The 17,989-nt window shown below is 52.6% G+C and carries 16 protein-coding genes, 1 tRNA gene and 1 riboswitch; of the genes, 3 read left to right on the top strand and 14 right to left on the bottom strand.

The window, feature by feature from the left end:
- Window positions 1-8 precede the first annotated feature (8 nt).
- From TH468_RS07860 to argS, 4 genes are read right to left on the bottom strand one after another with little or no spacing between them, the layout of a single operon-like run.
- Window positions 9-692, bottom strand: coding sequence for a site-2 protease family protein (locus TH468_RS07860; RefSeq protein WP_085643089.1), 684 nt, complete (start codon window positions 690-692; stop codon window positions 9-11).
- Window positions 693-706: 14 nt separating this feature from the next.
- Window positions 707-1,774 carry a beta-N-acetylhexosaminidase gene (gene nagZ, locus TH468_RS07855; protein ID WP_085643088.1) on the bottom strand — a complete coding sequence of 356 codons (1,068 nt, stop codon included), beginning with the start codon at window positions 1,772-1,774 and terminating at the stop codon, window positions 707-709.
- Complete coding sequence (locus tag TH468_RS07850; protein ID WP_085643086.1) at window positions 1,761-2,606, bottom strand: SPOR domain-containing protein; 846 nt, start codon at window positions 2,604-2,606, stop codon at window positions 1,761-1,763. Before TH468_RS07850 ends, nagZ begins: the two co-directional genes overlap by 14 nt.
- 5 nt (window positions 2,607-2,611) lie before the next feature.
- Window positions 2,612-4,363 carry an arginine--tRNA ligase gene (argS, locus tag TH468_RS07845; protein ID WP_085643084.1) on the bottom strand — a complete coding sequence of 584 codons (1,752 nt, stop codon included), beginning with the start codon at window positions 4,361-4,363 and terminating at the stop codon, window positions 2,612-2,614.
- Window positions 4,364-4,631: 268 nt separating this feature from the next.
- Between argS and erpA the strand changes: the two genes are divergently transcribed.
- Window positions 4,632-4,973: an iron-sulfur cluster insertion protein ErpA gene (gene erpA, locus TH468_RS07840; protein ID WP_007089641.1), complete on the top strand. Its 342-nt coding sequence runs from the start codon at window positions 4,632-4,634 to the stop codon at window positions 4,971-4,973.
- 76 nt (window positions 4,974-5,049) lie between these two features.
- Complete coding sequence (gene xth / locus TH468_RS07835; protein ID WP_085643083.1) at window positions 5,050-5,877, top strand: exodeoxyribonuclease III; 828 nt, start codon at window positions 5,050-5,052, stop codon at window positions 5,875-5,877.
- 163 nt (window positions 5,878-6,040) lie between these two features.
- On the opposite strand, the gene ribB is transcribed toward xth, so the two are convergent.
- The 10 genes from ribB to TH468_RS07785 form a co-directional block, all read right to left on the bottom strand.
- Window positions 6,041-6,709: a 3,4-dihydroxy-2-butanone-4-phosphate synthase gene (ribB, locus tag TH468_RS07830; protein ID WP_085643081.1), complete on the bottom strand. Its 669-nt coding sequence runs from the start codon at window positions 6,707-6,709 to the stop codon at window positions 6,041-6,043.
- A gap of 119 nt (window positions 6,710-6,828) precedes the next feature.
- A riboswitch (FMN riboswitch) is annotated at window positions 6,829-6,979 on the bottom strand.
- A 131-nt stretch (window positions 6,980-7,110) separates the two neighbouring features.
- Window positions 7,111-8,388 carry an EAL domain-containing protein gene (locus tag TH468_RS07825; protein WP_085643079.1) on the bottom strand — a complete coding sequence of 426 codons (1,278 nt, stop codon included), beginning with the start codon at window positions 8,386-8,388 and terminating at the stop codon, window positions 7,111-7,113.
- Between the two features lie 57 nt (window positions 8,389-8,445).
- Window positions 8,446-9,312: an aminotransferase class IV gene (locus TH468_RS07820; protein ID WP_085643078.1), complete on the bottom strand. Its 867-nt coding sequence runs from the start codon at window positions 9,310-9,312 to the stop codon at window positions 8,446-8,448.
- On the bottom strand, window positions 9,309-9,902 hold the full coding sequence (locus tag TH468_RS07815; RefSeq protein WP_085643076.1) for an aminodeoxychorismate/anthranilate synthase component II: 594 nt from the start codon (window positions 9,900-9,902) through the stop codon (window positions 9,309-9,311). Before TH468_RS07815 ends, TH468_RS07820 begins: the two co-directional genes overlap by 4 nt.
- 54 nt (window positions 9,903-9,956) lie before the next feature.
- Complete coding sequence (gene pabB, locus TH468_RS07810; protein WP_085643074.1) at window positions 9,957-11,354, bottom strand: aminodeoxychorismate synthase component I; 1,398 nt, start codon at window positions 11,352-11,354, stop codon at window positions 9,957-9,959.
- Window positions 11,355-11,541: 187 nt separating this feature from the next.
- Complete coding sequence (locus TH468_RS07805; protein ID WP_085643072.1) at window positions 11,542-14,208, bottom strand: valine--tRNA ligase; 2,667 nt, start codon at window positions 14,206-14,208, stop codon at window positions 11,542-11,544.
- A gap of 90 nt (window positions 14,209-14,298) precedes the next feature.
- Window positions 14,299-14,907: a DUF2497 domain-containing protein gene (locus tag TH468_RS07800; protein WP_085643070.1), complete on the bottom strand. Its 609-nt coding sequence runs from the start codon at window positions 14,905-14,907 to the stop codon at window positions 14,299-14,301.
- Window positions 14,908-15,019: 112 nt separating this feature from the next.
- Window positions 15,020-16,372 carry a TolC family outer membrane protein gene (locus tag TH468_RS07795; RefSeq protein ID WP_085643068.1) on the bottom strand — a complete coding sequence of 451 codons (1,353 nt, stop codon included), beginning with the start codon at window positions 16,370-16,372 and terminating at the stop codon, window positions 15,020-15,022.
- A 142-nt stretch (window positions 16,373-16,514) separates the two neighbouring features.
- A complete protein-coding gene (locus TH468_RS07790) occupies window positions 16,515-16,838 on the bottom strand; it encodes a rhodanese-like domain-containing protein (RefSeq protein ID WP_085643066.1) in 324 nt (107 codons plus the stop codon).
- Window positions 16,839-16,933: 95 nt separating this feature from the next.
- Window positions 16,934-17,587: a protein-L-isoaspartate O-methyltransferase gene (locus TH468_RS07785; protein WP_085643064.1), complete on the bottom strand. Its 654-nt coding sequence runs from the start codon at window positions 17,585-17,587 to the stop codon at window positions 16,934-16,936.
- A gap of 294 nt (window positions 17,588-17,881) precedes the next feature.
- Between TH468_RS07785 and TH468_RS07780 the strand changes: the two genes are divergently transcribed.
- Window positions 17,882-17,955: transfer RNA gene (locus tag TH468_RS07780), tRNA-Cys, on the top strand.
- Window positions 17,956-17,989 lie beyond the last annotated feature (34 nt).

Raw genomic sequence — 17,989 nt, 5'->3', positions numbered from 1 at the left:
GCATCATATCAGGCGAAAATACCGGCCAGAAAATCAACAAGTGCAGATGCAGGCTCAATCACCAGCCATTGGAATATCGGTAGATTAACGCCAAGAAGCCCCGTGACGTAGGGCAACAGGAAGATCAGCGCAATCAGAAGGATCATGCCGGTTTTTTCCATGCGCGCCAAGACCCGCGCAATTGGCATTGGCGATATCGCCGTCAGAACCCGCCCACCATCCAATGGCGGAATTGGGAGCATGTTAAACACCGCCAGAATGCAGTTCAGCCAGATCGACTGCTGTAACGTCGTTGCCAGCCAGTCATTGACCGCCGGTGAAAATGACGGCAACCCGACCAGTAATAGAATTGATGCAATTGCCAATGCGACGTTGGTTGCGGGCCCGGCAACCGCCACCCCGATTACACCAAGACGTTGCGGATGCAAACGATGGAACGCGACCGGGACCGGCTTGGCATAACCAAACAGGAACGGCGCACCAGTAAGCAACAGCAAACCGGGAATCAGAATAGTCCCCACCGGATCAATATGTCGGATCGGGTTCAGGCTAAGCCGTCCGGCGCGTTGCGCTGTATCATCCCCGAACAGCTTGGCTGCAAAGCCGTGCGCAGCTTCGTGCAAAGTCACCGCCAGCAATACCGGCAACACCCACGTAGACGCGGAAATGATAATCTCGATAATGTCGTTCACCTATTCAGCTTCCCTTACGCCTGCTCGCCAGCCGACCAGACCGGTGATAGCAATTCAGCCAGTCGGGCCTGCCAATCAGCAATCTGCGCCGAGGGCGGCTGTGTAATATTAAAACCTGCGATCTGATTGCTCAGCAATTGCGAACGTGTCAGCGCCTCATCGGCAAGTTTCGGGGCCATGGATACGACTTCCTCCATTTCCGTGCGCTTGCCATTGCAATGAAGGGCAATGTCGCACCCGGCGGCAAGGCATTCGTGAGTCCGGCTGGCAATCGATCCACCAAGCGCTTCCATTGATAGATCATCACTGATCAGAAGGTTTTCAAACCCGATATCACCACGGACAATTTCGGAAATGACCTTGGCCGATACGGTTCCCGGGCGTTGATCATCAATCGCGGTAAACAGCAAATGGGCCGACATCGCTGCAACCACATCCTTCATCTGACGGAACGGTTCGAAATCAAGGCGGCTCAGTTCTTCGCGCGACGCGGTCACGATCGGCAAATCCTTGTGACTGTCGACCGACGCACGCCCGTGACCTGGAATATGTTTGATGACTGGTGCTATCCCGCCGTCCAGCACCCCGGCGGCAACCGCACTTGCCAACGGCACAATCTGTTCCACCGTCGAACCATAGGAACGGTCGCCAACCACGTCGCTCATACCAGGGAATCGGATATCAAGTACCGGCGCACAGGTGATGTTAAACCCCGCATCACGCAAATCTGCCGCCATCAGGCGCGCATTGATATATGCGGCTTCGCGGGCATTTTCAGGTGCTGTTTCAAACAATTGACCAAACACACCAGCCGCAGGGATTTTGCGCCAGTGCGGAGGCTTGAGGCGCATGACACGCCCACCTTCCTGATCAACAAAAATCGGCACATTGATATTGCCAACAACTTCGCGCAGTTGATTGTTCAACGCCTTGACCTGCTTCAGATCCGTGACATTACGGGCAAACAGGATAAAGCCATAGGGATCAGCTTCACGAAAGAAGCCCTTCTCCCAATTGCTTAGTTCTGTACCTTCAACACCCAGAATACAGGCACGCGGTTTTCTTACCTCAAGGCCGGACAATCAGACACCCCACATTGCGTTGTTTCAAGTTGCCACAAAGCGTTTCAGCCGCAGCAGCGTCCGGCAAAGGACCGGCTTGCAAACGATAGAACACACCCTTTTCACCAAGGTCTGCACGTTTCAGATACATCTGAAGACTACCAAGCAAGTCCTTGTTTTTAGAAGACAATCTTTTCCATTCCGCTTCGGCCCCCGACGTATCGCGAACTGACGCCAACTGAATGCGGAAGTCTTTCTCCGATACGCCGCTGGCGTTGGTGGCAGCCGGTGCTGCGGCCTGTTCCTTGACCTTGGCAACAGCGATTGCTTTTTCTGCATCGCTTGGTGCGGCAATTGCTGTTTCAGTTGGAGTTTTCGCAGACGCATTTACATCTTTGCCCGAACCGATCTGCGCTGCATTTGCGACAATCTCGGCCTCCGGTGTCTGCTCAATCACCGCCGGTTCTCCCGTACCATCGGGGGATGGTATGACATCGGGTGCCTTTGGCATATCAGGCAGTTCCTGAAGAACCACCTGATCCTCGGGCTGGTTACTATCAAGCTGTTCATAAATCGTTGTATCCCGGTGGGGAACTTCCATTCCGCCGGGATCATCCGGTCGCAACTTGATCGGCAGTGGATCTGGCAAAAGGATTGGCAATTTGCCTTCTTCCTGTGCTGGCTGCCCCTGATTATATAACCAGTAACCGGCCCCGCCCAGACCACCACCAAGAATCACAAGACCAAGAACGATGGTTCCCACCCCTTTCGCCAAGCCGCCGCCTGGTTTTTTTTTGCCAGCCCCTTGATAACGCAGCTCCTCTCTAAGGCCGAAACCCTGTTCTTCGTTCATCGTGATTACATCTCCTCGACCGGGGCAACGCCCAGGACATCAAGACCGGACGCAATAACCAATGCGGCAGCACGGATCATGGCAAGGCGCGCCTGCGTCACCGCCAGATCATCGGCAACGATGAAACGCAATGCGGTATTGTCACGCCCCTTGTTCCACAAGGCGTGGAATTCGGCAGCAATTTCGCTCAGGAAGAATGCGATACGATGTGGCTCATGTGCAACGGCGGCCTGTTCAACAATACGCGGCCATTCAGCCATCCGACGCACCAGCATCTTTTCATCTTCCGACACCAAAGCCGATAGATCGGCCCCGACCAGTGCCGCATCCGAGAAATCCTGATTAGGGAACGCTTCGCGCGCCTGACGGAATACCGAATTAACGCGGGCATGGGCGTATTGAACGTAAAATACCGGGTTGTCTTTGGACTGTTCGGTTACTTTGGCAAAATCAAAATCAAGCGTCGCGTCGTTCTTGCGCGTCAACATGATGAACCGCACGACATCCTTACCAACGCGTTCAACCACATCACGCAGGGTCACGAACGTTCCGGCACGTTTGGACATTTTAACCGGCTCACCATTGTCAAATAGGCTGACCAATTGGCAAAGCTTGACATCAAGGTCGCCCTCGCCGCCCGTAATCGCCTTGGTCGCGGCTTTCATACGTTTGACGTAACCGCCATGATCAGCACCGAAAATATCGATCATGTGGTTGAAACCACGTTCGTATTTGTCAAAGTGATAGGCAATATCGGACGCAAAATAGGTCCAACTGCCATCCGACTTTTTCAGAGGGCGGTCAACATCATCACCAAATTCAGTCGCCCGGAACAGCGTCTGCGGGCGCGGTTCCCAATCATCGGGCGTTTTGCCTTTTGGCGGTTCCAGAACGCCGACATAAATGTCGCCCTTTTTCTCCAGATGCTCGAACGCGGCCTGCACCTTGCCTGCGGCAACAAGTCCGGCTTCAGACGTAAAGACGTCGTGATCAACGCCCAGAAGACGCAGGTCTTCCTTGATCAATGCCATCATCTCGACAATGGCAAAACCTCGGAACTCTTCCAGCCAATTTTCCTCGGGGGCTTCGACCCATTTGTTGCCGTCACGCGCCGCAAGCTTTTTGCCCGGTGCCACCAGATAATCGCCTGGATAAAGACCTGCCGGGATTTCATCGATGGTTTCGCCAAGTGCTTCGCGGTAACGCAGATGCAGGGATCGCGCCAGAACATCGACCTGCGCACCGGCATCGTTGATGTAATATTCCTTAGTGACGTCATAACCGGCCTTGGCCAGCAGATTTGCCAGAACATCACCGACAACCGCCCCGCGGCAATGGCCGACATGCATCGGGCCGGTCGGATTGGCCGAGACATATTCGACATTCATCTTGGTGTTTGCACCAAGACTGCTGTTGCCATAGGTCTTGCCGTTTTCAAGCACTTCGGTGATCTGCGACAACCAGAAATCATCGGCCATTCGCAGATTGATGAAACCGGGCCCGGCGATCTCGACCTGTTCGATATGATCTAGCGTGCCGAGTTTTTCGGCAAGTTTTTCTGCCAGATCACGTGGCTTCATCCCCGCAGCCTTGGAAAGCAGCATCGCGGCATTGGTCGCGGCATCGCCATGCGCGGCATCGCGCGGCGGTTCGACCGTGATACGTGCGGTATCGCTGCCAGCGGGCAGAACGCCGTCTTTTTCAAGGGCGAGAATCTGGTTCTCGATGTCGCTTTTCAACAGGCTGAAAACATTCATCACTTTTAGTCTTTGCAAATTTCGTTCATGGTCCATCACAACCATTTTGATGTGGCTGTTTTGGGACATTTCGCATCAAAACGCAAGCAACCGGTTGGTTGCCCTGCTCTCAAGTTTTGACATTTCTGCCATGCACGCTAAATAGACCCTTAAGGAACGCGATCAGGCTGTGTTAAAGTTGCCACCATGATCGTCAATATACCCGTTGGGTTGCCCGTGAATATCCAGTAACTGGAATATTTCGGGATAGCACATCAAGGAGTGTCGAATGACGGAAACTGCCCGGCAGGTCCAGATGACCGAAAGTGCCGCAAAACGTATTCAGGAACTGATTGCCAGCGATGGCAAGTCGGGCCTGATGTTGCGTCTTCAGGTTTCCGGTGGCGGGTGTAGCGGTTTTCAGTATGAATTCTCGCTCGATTCCGACAAGACCGATGAAGACCACATTTTCGAAAATCACGGCGCGAAAATGGTGATTGATGACGTATCGCTCGATCTTCTCGGTGGTGCGGAAATCGATTTTGTCCGCGAATTGGTTGGTGCTGCGTTTCGTGTGAATAATCCAAACGCAACATCATCTTGCGGTTGCGGATCCAGTTTCTCGGTTTGATCCGCATCGGAAAAACGATTTATAAAACGGGGTTCGTGTTTCACGGACCCCGTTTTTGCTTGGACATAATGCTGTTATGTCTACGCATAAAGCCGCAAAATTCATCCCGAACACCGAGGCCCTTATGAAAATCGCCACCTGGAACGTCAACTCGATCAAGGCCCGCCTGCCCAACATCCTTGAATGGCTTGGCGACGCAAAGCCCGATGTTGTCCTGCTTCAGGAAACCAAAACCGTCGATGACGGATTTCCGGCCATGGAAATCGAGGATCTTGGCTATAACATCGCCCTGCACGGCCAGAAGACCTATAATGGGGTGGCGATCCTGTCAAAATTCCCGATTGAAGATGTCGAACGCGGCCTGCCGGGCAATGACAACGACGAACAGGCACGCTATATCGAAGCCACTATATCGGGAAATCGTCCGATTCGTGTGGCATCAATCTACGTCCCGATGGGAAGCGAAGTCGGATCGGAGAAATTCGAATATAAGCTAAACTTCCTGGATCGCCTGATCAAGCGTTTCGAGAAAATCCGTGAAAGCGGCGACGCCGCCGTCATGGGCGGAGACTACAACATCGCGCCGGATGACTCGGATGTTTACGACCCGATCAAGCTGCACGAAACCGTTCTATGTTCGACCGTGGAACGCAAAAAACTGCGTACCATGATGAATATGGGCTACACCGACGCATTCCGGACCTTCAATCCGCAAGGCCACCAATATAGCTGGTGGGATTATCGTGCGGGTGCGTGGAACAAGGATAACGGGCTTCGCATCGATCACCTGCTTTTAACTCCAGCCGCGGCCGACCGGCTCAGCGCCTCGGATATTGATCGCGATCCGCGCGCCAAGGAAAAGGCATCAGATCACACCCCGGTTTGGTGCATGGTCGACGAATGACCCGAAATCCCAAACCAACCGGGATTTGATAGCGGATATGAAATGCAAAGGGCAGCAGAATAATCTGCTGCCCTCTTTGATTTGTAATCGGATTGGCTACTTTGAACGCAAATGACCGAAAATCCGGTCGCATGTGCGTTTACAAAACCGCGACCGCTCTTCTCTATTCGGCTGCCTGCTGTAGAACACCACGATAGGCAACGATATCTTCGATGCTGATCACGACGATATCGTGCTGTTGCGCATAGGCAATCAGTTCGGGCAAACGCGCCATGGTGCCGTCCGGGTTGGTCACTTCACACAGCACGCCAGCCGGTTTGAGTCCCGCCAAACGCATCAGATCAACTGTACCTTCGGTATGGCCACGACGTTCCAGAACGCCACCCGCACGCGCACGCAGCGGGAAAACATGCCCCGGACGGGCCAAATCACCTGGCTTTGTCCCATCGGCAATCGCGGTTTTGACCGTGGTGACGCGATCAGCAGCCGAAACACCGGTGGTGACACCAACCTTGGCCTCGATTGAAACGGTAAAACCGGTTCCCATGCTTGATGTGTTGTTGGCAACCATCGGCGGCAGATCAAGTGCCGTTGCCATTTCATCAGTCAAGCACAGGCAGACAATACCGCTGCAATCGCGGATCAGCATCGCCATCTGTTCATTGGTCAGATTTTCTGCGGAAAAAATAAGATCGCCTTCATTTTCGCGATCTTCATCATCGACGACCAGAACCCCCTTGCCATTGCGCAAATCCGAAAGTGCACGTTCCATGCGTTCAATCGGATCGCCAAAGATAGAAAGTTCCGGTTCCTGATGAACACTCTGATTCATAACGGTTCTCCGTTTAAGGAGCTTACGAATCAAGGCATCAAAAGAAAGGTCTGCACGCACAACAAAGCCGCACGCCAGTCATAGGCTGACGACAACAGGTTCCCCCGTTATCCGCCACGCTTTATCCTCTCCCATCCGGACTGTTACCGTCGGCTCCGGAATCTCACCGGATCTGCTGACCCTGCCAAATTGCTTTGGCAGGCGCTCGCGGGCTTTCCTGAAATCAGGATTACCGCCGGTCAGGAATTTCACCCTGCCCTGAGAATAAGCGCCGTGTTTCAACGACATGCCTGACCACCTTGATCAGACCTCTTCACTTTAGAAAATGGAAAGATTGTTGTCAAACCCCCATACAGGGTGTCAGTGGAAACACTGTGTTGCCGGGTAGTAGGGCGGCAAGGTCAAATCTCGGCCAGAATTTTTCCAGCCCTGAAATGAAATTCGCAACCATTTTTGCGTAATTCGCGCGGTGCCCACTGACATACAGCACATTTGCGATCCGAAGTGGTATTACGCGATTTACATTCCTTATGCAGGTATTTACCCAAAAGCGCGTCGATATAGCTTCCCTGAAACGCATCCACACCAAGGCTTCGGCCAATGCGCAGTGCCGTGCGACTGTCACACCGGGTCAGAATCAGGTTGCGGTCGGCAAAAACAGAAGCAAATTCGCGAAGCCTGTCTGTCGCGTCAGCCCGTTTGGAGCCGATAATGTTCTGATCCCAGATCACCTTGACGAAATCGACATTGATCTTTTGAGGCGACAGGAATTCAAGCGATGGCAAGGTGATACGATCAAGCCCCACACGCACGCCTGCAGAATGTAGCAGATTGCAGGCATCTTCGAATTCCCACCAATCTGAAATCGCATTTTCAAGCGATATTTCAATCGCCAGATTTTCAGCAAAACGACTGTCTTCCGAGCCCAGAAACTCGGCAAAGCGATCACTGAATACCGTTTGGACCATCATATTCAGATGCAAGGTATCCGGCAACATTTGAGGGGCCAGACTTTTGGTGACATCCATCACCTTCTCATCAAGCACGCGCGACAGGATTTCAACCTCGCCCGGGCCTTCCAGAAGGAAACTGGCAAGATGGTGCTGACACAGATAATCCAGCGAACAATAAAGTTCATGGCCAAGGATTTCGCGACGGCTGTCGTGAAATTCCAAAATAGCCTGACGGCGACAGGAATCGAAAACCGCTTCATCAGTGATGGCAGAACGCAGCATTTCGGCCATATCAAAGCGTTGCAGGCTTTCGTTTGGAAAATGGTTTTCTTCAGGAAGCCCCAACAAACCAAACATTGCCTTGCGGTCTTCTGGCCATGAAAATTCGTTCCAAAGCTTTTGTGGGATGTCGCCCAAACCCTGCCGATGGATAACGTCCTTGAGCGTTTCGGTCACACTGGTCAAAAACGTATCGGTTTCACCAAACGATTTGGATGGACGAATAAAAGCGACCATACCGTTTTCAAGACGATATTTTGGGGTCTTTTCAGGCAGATGATGAAATGCATCACGCGAAATATCCTGATAATCCTGCGGTTCAAGGCGCAAGGATACGGGGATATTCAAAATTGCAACAATCGACAGCTTTCCATTGGCCCCGTGTTTGCGCAGGTTTCCAACGAACCTTGCTAAGGTCAGTTCCGATTTTGTTGAAGACGCGGTCATGTGCATTCCCGTCAAAAGGCGTGGGAAACGAAAATGCCCGATTGAAGTTAATTTTAGCTAAATATCTATACTAAGGCATAGTGATTTTTCAAAATCACTCACCAATTGCATAGCGTGATCGTGTTTCGCCTGATCAAAGTCAAAAGCAACGCCATCAATCGAGCGAACAAACCTTATTCCCTGCAATGCGTTACAGACGAAAACCAAATCCATTGACAACAGGTCTTTCGGATCGATAGACGCCTCGTGGACGGCAACCGCGTGATCTCGACACCAATCAATGACAAATTTCCGTGCCAACCCGACAAGAATTCCGCAATTGGCAGGTGCTGTATAAAACGTATTGTCACGAATCCCGAACAGGTTGGCGATTGTTGTTTCCGCGACAGAACCATCAACAGAAAGAACGAGTGCCTCGTCCGCGCCACAAGCGGCGACTTCCTGTCGCGCGGCTATATTGTCGAGATAGTTAAGGCTTTTGACCTTGCCTGCAATCGACCACGGATTGCGCCGAACCCGTTTTGACGTCGCAAGGATCAATCCCTCATCCTTTGCCGGTTTGATAAAGGATGACGCCGTTATCAGAACAGTGGGATGGCAATCCTGTGGTGGCAACAACCCGCGCGGGCCGCTACCGCGCGTGACGGTCAGGCGGATAACCGCATCATTCCCACCAAGTTCCATACAAAGCGATGCGATAGCTTCGGCAACTGTTCGGGCATTTGGCAACAATATCGGATCAAGCCCGATCAATTTGGCATGGTTTATCAGGCGATCAAGATGCCTATCAAGCCAGGCAACCCGGCCTTTATGGGCCCGCATGGTTTCAAAAAAACCATCTCCCAACAGCAATCCACGATCCGTGATGGCAATATGTGCATCCGTCTGATCAATGATATTGCCATTAAGCCAGACTTTTGTCACGACGCAGCCTTCCGCGGAACGATCGCACCGGCAATGGCCAGAAAGTTCGACAACAGATCATGTCCCTGCTCGGTCAGAACGGCTTCGGGATGGAATTGGACACCAAAGATCGGCAGATCCCGATGGGCAAAAGCCATGATTTCGCCGTCCGGTCCCGTCGCGGTCTGAACCAAAGTGCCATCCAGCGGAAGATCAACAACCAGCGAGTGATAGCGCGTTACCGTCAGCGGAGATTTGATACCGTTAAACAGTGCCGAACCATTGTGATCAATTGCCGATGTCATGCCGTGTACCGGCCGGTTTGCGCGCTTTACGACGCCACCAAATGCCCGTGCAATCGACTGATGCCCCAGACAGACCCCCAGCATCGGGTAATCGCCGGATAATTCGGTAATCAGGTCGATACTGTTTCCGGCCTCATCCGGGCCGCATGGTCCGGGGGAAAAGACGATGGCATCGGGATTCAACCGACGTACTTCATCAACATCGATCCGATCATTTCGCACAACATCAACCTTCTGGCCAAGCTCCACGAAATAGCGCGCCAGATTGAAAACAAAGGAATCGTAATTGTCGATCAGCAGGATCATTTCAACCCGATCCGTCCATGAATGCGTTGATGATAATGCATAAGGTCAACCATCTTACACCGCATAGGGCCGGATCCCAACTGCCTCGAATATCTTGGCGGCCTTGACCAGCGTCTCATCATATTCAGCGGCGGGAATGCTATCGGCGACGATCCCACCACCGACATTAAACGCCATGCGACCGCCATTTACACAAATGCTTCGGATCGCAATATTGGTATCCATGCTGCCATTAAAGCCGATAAAGCCGATTGCCCCGCAATACGCACCACGCGTCGATCCTTCAAGTTCGGTAATGATTTCCATTGCGCGGATTTTTGGGGCGCCTGTAATCGAACCGCCTGGGAAACAGGCTGCTAGCAAATCGACAGCAGACTTGCCATCCCGCAATTCCCCGGTCACAGTCGAAACCAGATGATGGACATTTGCATAACTCTCAAGCGTACAAATCTGCGGCGTATTTACGCTATGCGGCTTGCATACTTTCGATAAATCGTTACGCAGAAGATCAACAATCATAATATTTTCTGCGCGGTCTTTCGCAGATAACATCAATTCCTGTGCGAGTTCGGCATCCTCGACAGGCATGGCCCCGCGCCTGCGCGTGCCCTTGATCGGTCTGGTTTCCACCAGCCCATCCGCGACCTTCAGAAACCGCTCGGGCGAATTGGACAGGACCGCCACATCGCCAAAATTCAGGAAGGCCCCGAATGGTGCCGGACTGGCAAGGCTGAGGCGGCGATAAAGGTCAAATCGTTTGGGAATGGCATCATAAGCATATTCGGCCCGGAAACTTTGCGACAGGTTGGCCTGAAAAATATCCCCGGCATGGATGTAATCAACGACGGTCTGCACGGCACCTTCGTAGCCGACACGATCAAAGTTCGACCGCCACGACATGATATCTGGCGTATGAGGAATTTCGGGCGTTTCAAGCATTGGCCGCGCAAGCCGAAGGTACTTACGAATAATCCCGATGCGATCAGCCGCACGTTTTTTCCGTGCAGTCGGCGATGTTTCGGGAATGCCCGTCGAAATCAGCCACATCCGACGATCAAGCTGATCGAATGCGATAACAAGATCATAGATGCCAACCACCATGTCGGGCATGTTGATCCAATCATGTGGCGCCTTGGGAAGCGTTTCAAGCTGGCGCGCCAGTTCATAGCCAAAGTAACCAACAGCCCCCCCCTGAAACGGGGGTAAGTCCGGATGCGTTTCTGAACGATACCGCGCCATCAGATCGACAAGAACCCCGAACGGATCACCCGGAACGGGAAAACCATCAACGGTCACCAGCCCGTTTTTGGCGCTCAGTTTATGCAGTGGTGATGCAACGACATAGGCAAAGCGATCCCGATCGCCTGAATCAAGAAAATGGCTGTCTGCGAACCCAGCAAAGGCACCGTAGGCATCAAGAGGCTCGATATAAGGGCATTCTTCAATCAGCATTTTACGGTTCGGCCCATCATCGGGATAAAGTTGCGTCAGATCGCGAGATAACGGTTGGTCGCCAATTTATGCGATTCTATAACTCTGGCGAGGATGAATTTCAAAATTCGTCAAAGATCAGAGTGAATGAAACGCAAAAGGGCCAATCCGATGGACTGGCCCTTTGACGTGATCACAACAACCGGAATTACATCGCCGCGATGCGGGCGTGAGCTTCCTGAAGTTTGGCAAGGATATCGCGCGCTTCTTCAAGCTTGGCTTTTTCGGTCGCGACAATATGTTCAGGCGCACGGCTGACGAAACTTTCGTTCGACAATTTGCCTTCCTGACCCTTGATATATTTGGTTTTGCCGTCGATTTCCTTCTCAAGGCGCGACTTTTCGGCCACGACATCGATGAAATCGGCAACCGAAACGAAGACGGTTACACCGTCAACGACGGTCTGAATGCCCCCTTTGGCGATGGCCTCAACATCGCCCTGCCCTTTGAATTCAACCACAGCCACACGCGCCAGACGTTTAACCTGGGCTTCCTGCGCGGATACGGCTGCCTTCATTGCATCGGATGCATCGACCAGATAGATCGGAACCTCAGCCGCAGGCGGTACGTTCATTTCGGAACGAACACCACGAATGTTACCGATCAGGCGGATAGCAAGATCGATTTCATCTTCGGCGGCACGGTCAATCAGTGCATCGTCGAATTTCGGATAAGCCTGCGACATCAGAAGCGTCGCACGATTATCAGCCGACTTTTCCCAAAGTTCTTCGGTGATATAGGGCATGATCGGGTGCAGGATCAGAAGAATCTGATCCAGAACCCATGCAGTCACAGCCCGGATTTCGGCTTTGGCGTCTTCGTCCTGACCCATAAGGATCGGTTTTGCCAGTTCCAGATACCAGTCGCAGAAAGTGCCCCAGACAAACTGATAAGCACCGTTTGCGGCATCATTGAAACGATAGCTTTCGATGCCCGATGAAACGGTTTTTGCCGCCTCGGCGGTCTTACCGACAATCCAGCGTGCCAGTGTCGAATTGACATTGGCAGGATTGAAACCGTCAACCGGTTTGCATTCGTTCATTTCCGCAAAGCGGGCCGCATTCCAAAGCTTGGTCGCAAAGTTCCGGTACCCTTCGACGCGGGACGCGGCAAGTTTGATATCGCGCCCCTGTGCAGCCAGTGCCGTCAGGGTCAGACGCAGAGCATCACAGCCATATTCGTCAATGAGCTCCAGCGGATCAATCACGTTACCCTTGGATTTCGACATCTTCTGACCGTGTTCATCACGGACCAGCGCATGGATATAGACATCCTTGAACGGAACTTTACCGTCCATGAAATGCATGCCCATCATGATCATGCGGGCAACCCAGAAGAAGATGATGTCAAAACCGGTAACCAGCACATCGCCCGGATAGTATTTGTTCAGCTCCGGGGTTTTATCCGGCCAGCCAAGGGTAGAGAACGGCCACAATGCCGACGAGAACCATGTATCAAGAACGTCGGTTTCCTGGGTCAGTTCAACATCCTTGCCGAAATGCGCCTTGGCCGCCGCCAAGGCTTCTTCTTCGGTTTCCTCGACAAAGATTTCACCGTCCGGACCAAACCATGCCGGAATGCGATGTCCCCACCACAGCTGGCGCGAAATGCACCATGGCTGGATATTGCGCATCCATTCAAAATAGGTATTTTCCCAGTTCTTGGGCACAAATTTGATACGACCGTCTTCAACTGCCTCGGTCGCCGGTTTGGCCAGAACTTCGGCATTCACAAACCACTGATCGGTCAGGTACGGCTCGATCACGACGTTTGAACGGTCGCCATACGGAACCATGTGAACGGTATCCTCGATCTTCTCCAGAAGACCGAGCTCTTCCATTTTGGCAACGATCAGTTCGCGTGCCTTGAAACGATCAAGACCACGATATTCATTTGGCGCTTCCTCATTGATGCGCGCATGGTCATCCATGATGTTGATCTTTTCGAGATCATTGCGCTTGCCAACTTCAAAGTCGTTGAAATCATGTGCCGGGGTGATTTTAACCGCACCCGACCCTTTTTCAGGATCGGCATATTCATCGGCAACGATTCTGATGCGGCGACCGACGATCGGCAGAATGCAATATTGCCCGATCAGGTCCTTGTAACGTTCATCATCCGGATGAACCGCAACACCGGTATCGCCCAGCATGGTTTCCGGGCGGGTGGTGGCAACAGTGATGAACTGGCCTTCTTTGCCCTCGATCGGATATTTAAAGTGCCAATAGTGGCCTTTGACTTCTTTCTGAACGACTTCAAGATCGGAAATCGCGGTCAGAAGTTTTGGATCCCAGTTGACCAGACGCTTGTCGCGATAGATCAGGCCCTGTTTGTGCAGGGTCACGAACACCTTGCGCACGGCAGCCGAGAGGCCATCATCCATGGTGAAACGTTCACGCGGCCAATCCGGCGATGCGCCCAAACGACGAAGCTGGTTGGTGATGGTCCCACCTGACTTTTCTTTCCATTCCCATACTTTTTCGACGAACTTTTCGCGGCCAAGGTCATGGCGCGTGACGTTCTGTTCGCCAAGCTGGCGCTCAACAACCATCTGCGTTGCGATACCCGCGTGGTCAGTACCGGGTTGCCACAGGGTGTCTTTGCCCGACATCCGGTTATAGCGCACCAGGATATCCTGCAGCGTAAAGGTCAGCGCATGCCCCATATGGAGGCTGCCGGTCACGTTGGGCGGCGGCATCATGATGACATAGGGATTGGCATTCGATGCCGGATCAGCAGCAAAAGCCCCCGATTTTTCCCATTTATCGTAAAGTCTGCCTTCAACGTCGGCCGGGCTGTATGTCTTCTCCAACATGGTCTTTTGATCCGCTGCGGGTTTTTATCAATACACAAAGAAAAAGCGGCGCACCGTTGGCGCGCCGCTGTAAATCATATTTCGGCTCGCCTACAGGTCTTCGGCGCGGTTCACGATCCGCTCAATTTCCTTTTTCACAAGGCGTTCGATCATATAGGGAAGGTTTTCGTCAAGCCATTCCTTAAGTAACGGGCGCAACATATCACGCACCAAATCTTCAAGCGTGATATGGCCTGCATTAAGGCCGAGAGCAACAGCGCGTTTCTTTGCAACGGCTTGCGCCAAATCCGAGATGGTTCCGGTTGCCGTGTTTTCGGTAACACGGGAAATCAGCGGCTCGTCATCTTCGTCGTCCTCGTAGACCGTCGGCATTGCCGGTTCGGGTTCCGGTTCGTCGAAGTCATCCATCAGATCGGGTTCAGGTTCTTCGAATTCGTCTTCTTCCGGGGTTTCATCGAAATCGAGCATATCGTCGAGTTCGAGCTCTTCTTCGGGCTCGTCAAGCTCAAGCTCTTCCGGCTCTTCATCGAATTCAAGTTCTTCGGGCTCTTCATCAAGTTCGAGCTCGTCGATCTCTTCTTCAATTTCCGGTTCGGGCTCTGGTTCCGGCATCGGTTCTGGTTCAGGAGCGGCCTGTTTCTTGTCATCATCCCCTTCATCAGCAAGAATCTTGCGGATGGACTGGAGGATGTCCTCCATTGAAGGTTCTTGTTGCCCGTCACTCATTTTTTATCTTCCGCACTAGATTTCATTACCGAACCAACCCTTCCCCAAGGTCTAACAGGGCCCAAAGGCCCTGTCAGCAATCAGGTCAATCCGTTCCCCACCACTGATCCTTGACTTTGTTGTAGTTGGATTCAGTGTCATAAATTTCGACCGGAAGGCCGAGAACCTGCGCATTCAAGGCACCCATCGCCGCCTTAACCTGGAATTCGGCAACCGCTGCGTCACGGCGCGAACCAACAAGGTTCACACGTGCCTGAAGCAGTTCCTGTTCCTGATCAAGAACGTCAAGGACTGTACGCGAACCAACAGAAGCTTCGCGCTGCACACCATCAAGGGCGACCTCGGCAGATGATACCTGCGCCTGCTGGGATTCGATGCTCGCACGTGCCGTCACGAGGGTTTCCCAGGAACTGGTCGCATTTTCAATCACGGCGCGACGGGCCTCATCAACCTGAACCCGGGCCTGGCCGGCTGTTTGCTTGGCCGCACGAACAGATGAATAAACCGCACCTTTCTGATAAAGCGGCACGGTGACCTGTGCGAGTATTTCTGCACTGTCCGAGGTCAGATCCTCCTGCGAGGCTTCGTAAGCGCGCTGCACACCGGCACTCAGATTGACTTCCGGATAAAGCGACCCTTCGCTCAGACGGATGTCAGACTTTGCCGCATCTTCGGTGTACTGGGCCTGAACCACATCAGGATGCTGTTCCTGGGCAATCGCCAGAACATCCGTAACACTGGTCGGAAGCCCCGACAGCGGATTCGGAATTTCAAGATTGTCAGGCTTGTTACCCACCAGACGCTCGTACTGGGCACGGGTATTGGCAAGGTTACCCTGGGCTGAGATCAGGTCTGCCTTGGAACCGGCAAGACGTGCTTCGGCCTGTGAGACGTCGGTACGTGTCACTTCACCAACCGAGAAACGGTCACGCGTTGCTTCAAGCTGACGTTCAAGAACGCGGACGTTATTCTGATTAAGTTCGACAACTGCCGTATCACGCAAAACGTTGAAATAGGCCGTTGCAACCTGCAGCAACACATCCTGTTCTGAAGAACGCAGGGCCGCACGTGCCGCACGGATACGCGATTCCGCCCGATCAGTTTCAGCAACGGTACGGCCTCCACGATACAGTGGCTGAACAACTTCTGCACCGACAGTATATGGCGTCAGGCTATTGTCCGTTTCAGTACCATTTTGATCGGTATCCAAGTCCCGGAAACCAGCTTCGCCAGAAAGCGAAACGTTCGGGCGCCAGTTTGACAGCGCCTGCGAAACCTGTTCATCCGTTGCACGAAGCGACGCACGACCGGCTTCCAGCGTCGGGTTGCTTTGATATGCCTTGATCAAAGCTTCTTCAAGGCTCTCTGCAGAGGCCCCATTGGCAACGATGCCACCAGTGGCCAGAATACTGCAGGTCAGCAAGAACCGTTTTAACATTTATCTACCCTTGTAAGATCCTACACCAAGTCCCGACCCCGGCGCAGTTTCGCATATGGTAACGACGGAACGAATATTTTCCAACAAAAGAGGCATTTGTTTGAGAAAAAATAAAAATGCCGACCTTTTCGCCATCAAATTATCAATAGTAACGTGTCATATCCGGGTCGATTTCCAACGCCCAGACATCTATACCGCCAGCAACATTAAAAACATCTTTAAATCCGCGATCCTCAAGCAGCATTGCGGCATGGCGACTGCGAACGCCATGATGGCAAAGAAGTGCAACCGGTTTTTCGGGGGCAAGTTCCCCTGCCCGATCCGCCAATTCGCCCAAAGGTATATGGATCGCGCCCGCGATTGCGCAAATCTCCAATTCCCAATCTTCGCGCACATCAACAAGTACGAGGGGATTGTTTCCTTCAAGACTTGATGCCAGTTCGCTGCATCGAAGATCGCGCACCATTTACCTGCCTACCTGCTCTATTTTCCTGATCGGGTTGCTGAACCGGTTTACATAAAATTTTGCCCGGAGTTTTCCCCGGGCAAAACAAAATCATATCAGAACACGAAACTTTCTGCCGGTTCGAACCCGGGAAGATAGGGAATGTTGGCATCGAACAGATCACGATGTCCAACGACCCCGTTTTCACGTTCGTAAAGACGCGCAACACCAACCTTGCCAGGTGCCCGAACGACAACCAGCAAACGCCCCCCCTCGGAAAGCTGATCAAGAATGTTGGCAGGAACTTCGGCAACCGCACCGTCAAAGACGATCACATTATACGGCGACTGCTTGGCGTAACCCTCGGCAAGATCGCCTTCCACCACGATGACATTGTCATAGCTGTGCGCCTGGAATGTCTTTTCAGCGATGGATGCCATTTCCTTATCGCTTTCGACCGCAACCGCGGTTTCGGCAACGCGCGAAAGAACTGCCCCCGTATAGCCATAGCCTGCTCCAATCACCAGCGCGACGTCGCTACGTGCAATCTCGGCAGACTGCATCATGCGTGCGATTACCATCGGCTCCATCGCATATCGGCCATTTCCGACAGGAATATCTTCATCGACATAGGCAATGCCACGCTTGCCTTCCGGCAGGAACAGCTCTCGTGGAACCTCCTCCATCGCAGCGATGACCAAGGGATCGGTAACCTTGTTGGTCCGAACCTGATTTTCCACCATGTTATGGCGCGCGATTTGGTAATCCATGTTTATCTGACCTGAAAATTCTCGCGAGAAAAAGCCTGCAACCGGTCTTTGTCCCCAAAACCACGTCGCAGATGTTGCCCTGTTTATAGTCAGCACATGGGCAACTGACAACAACGGATCAACGGCAGAGCGGCAATTATTCGCGAAAACATATTGAAAACATATCCAGAATGGATTTATCCGCGTACAAATTGTTTGTTGGCGATCTTCAGATTGTTTTCTGTTTAAAAATCTAAAATTGGGTGCTTGACGGCCTGTATTCGATAGGGCTATACACCGGCCAGCCAACGCGAAGGCGCGATGGCGGAGTGGTTACGCAGAGGACTGCAAATCCTTGCACGCCGGTTCGATTCCGGCTCGCGCCTCCACTAATCCGGCATAGCTCAGTTGGTAGAGCAAATG

The sequence above is a fragment of the Thalassospira sp. MCCC 1A03138 genome (assembly GCF_002115785.1).
GTDB lineage: Bacteria > Pseudomonadota > Alphaproteobacteria > Rhodospirillales > Thalassospiraceae > Thalassospira.
The sequence above is the reverse complement of the archived record's forward strand: the minus strand, read 5'-3'. Positions and strand labels throughout refer to the sequence as shown.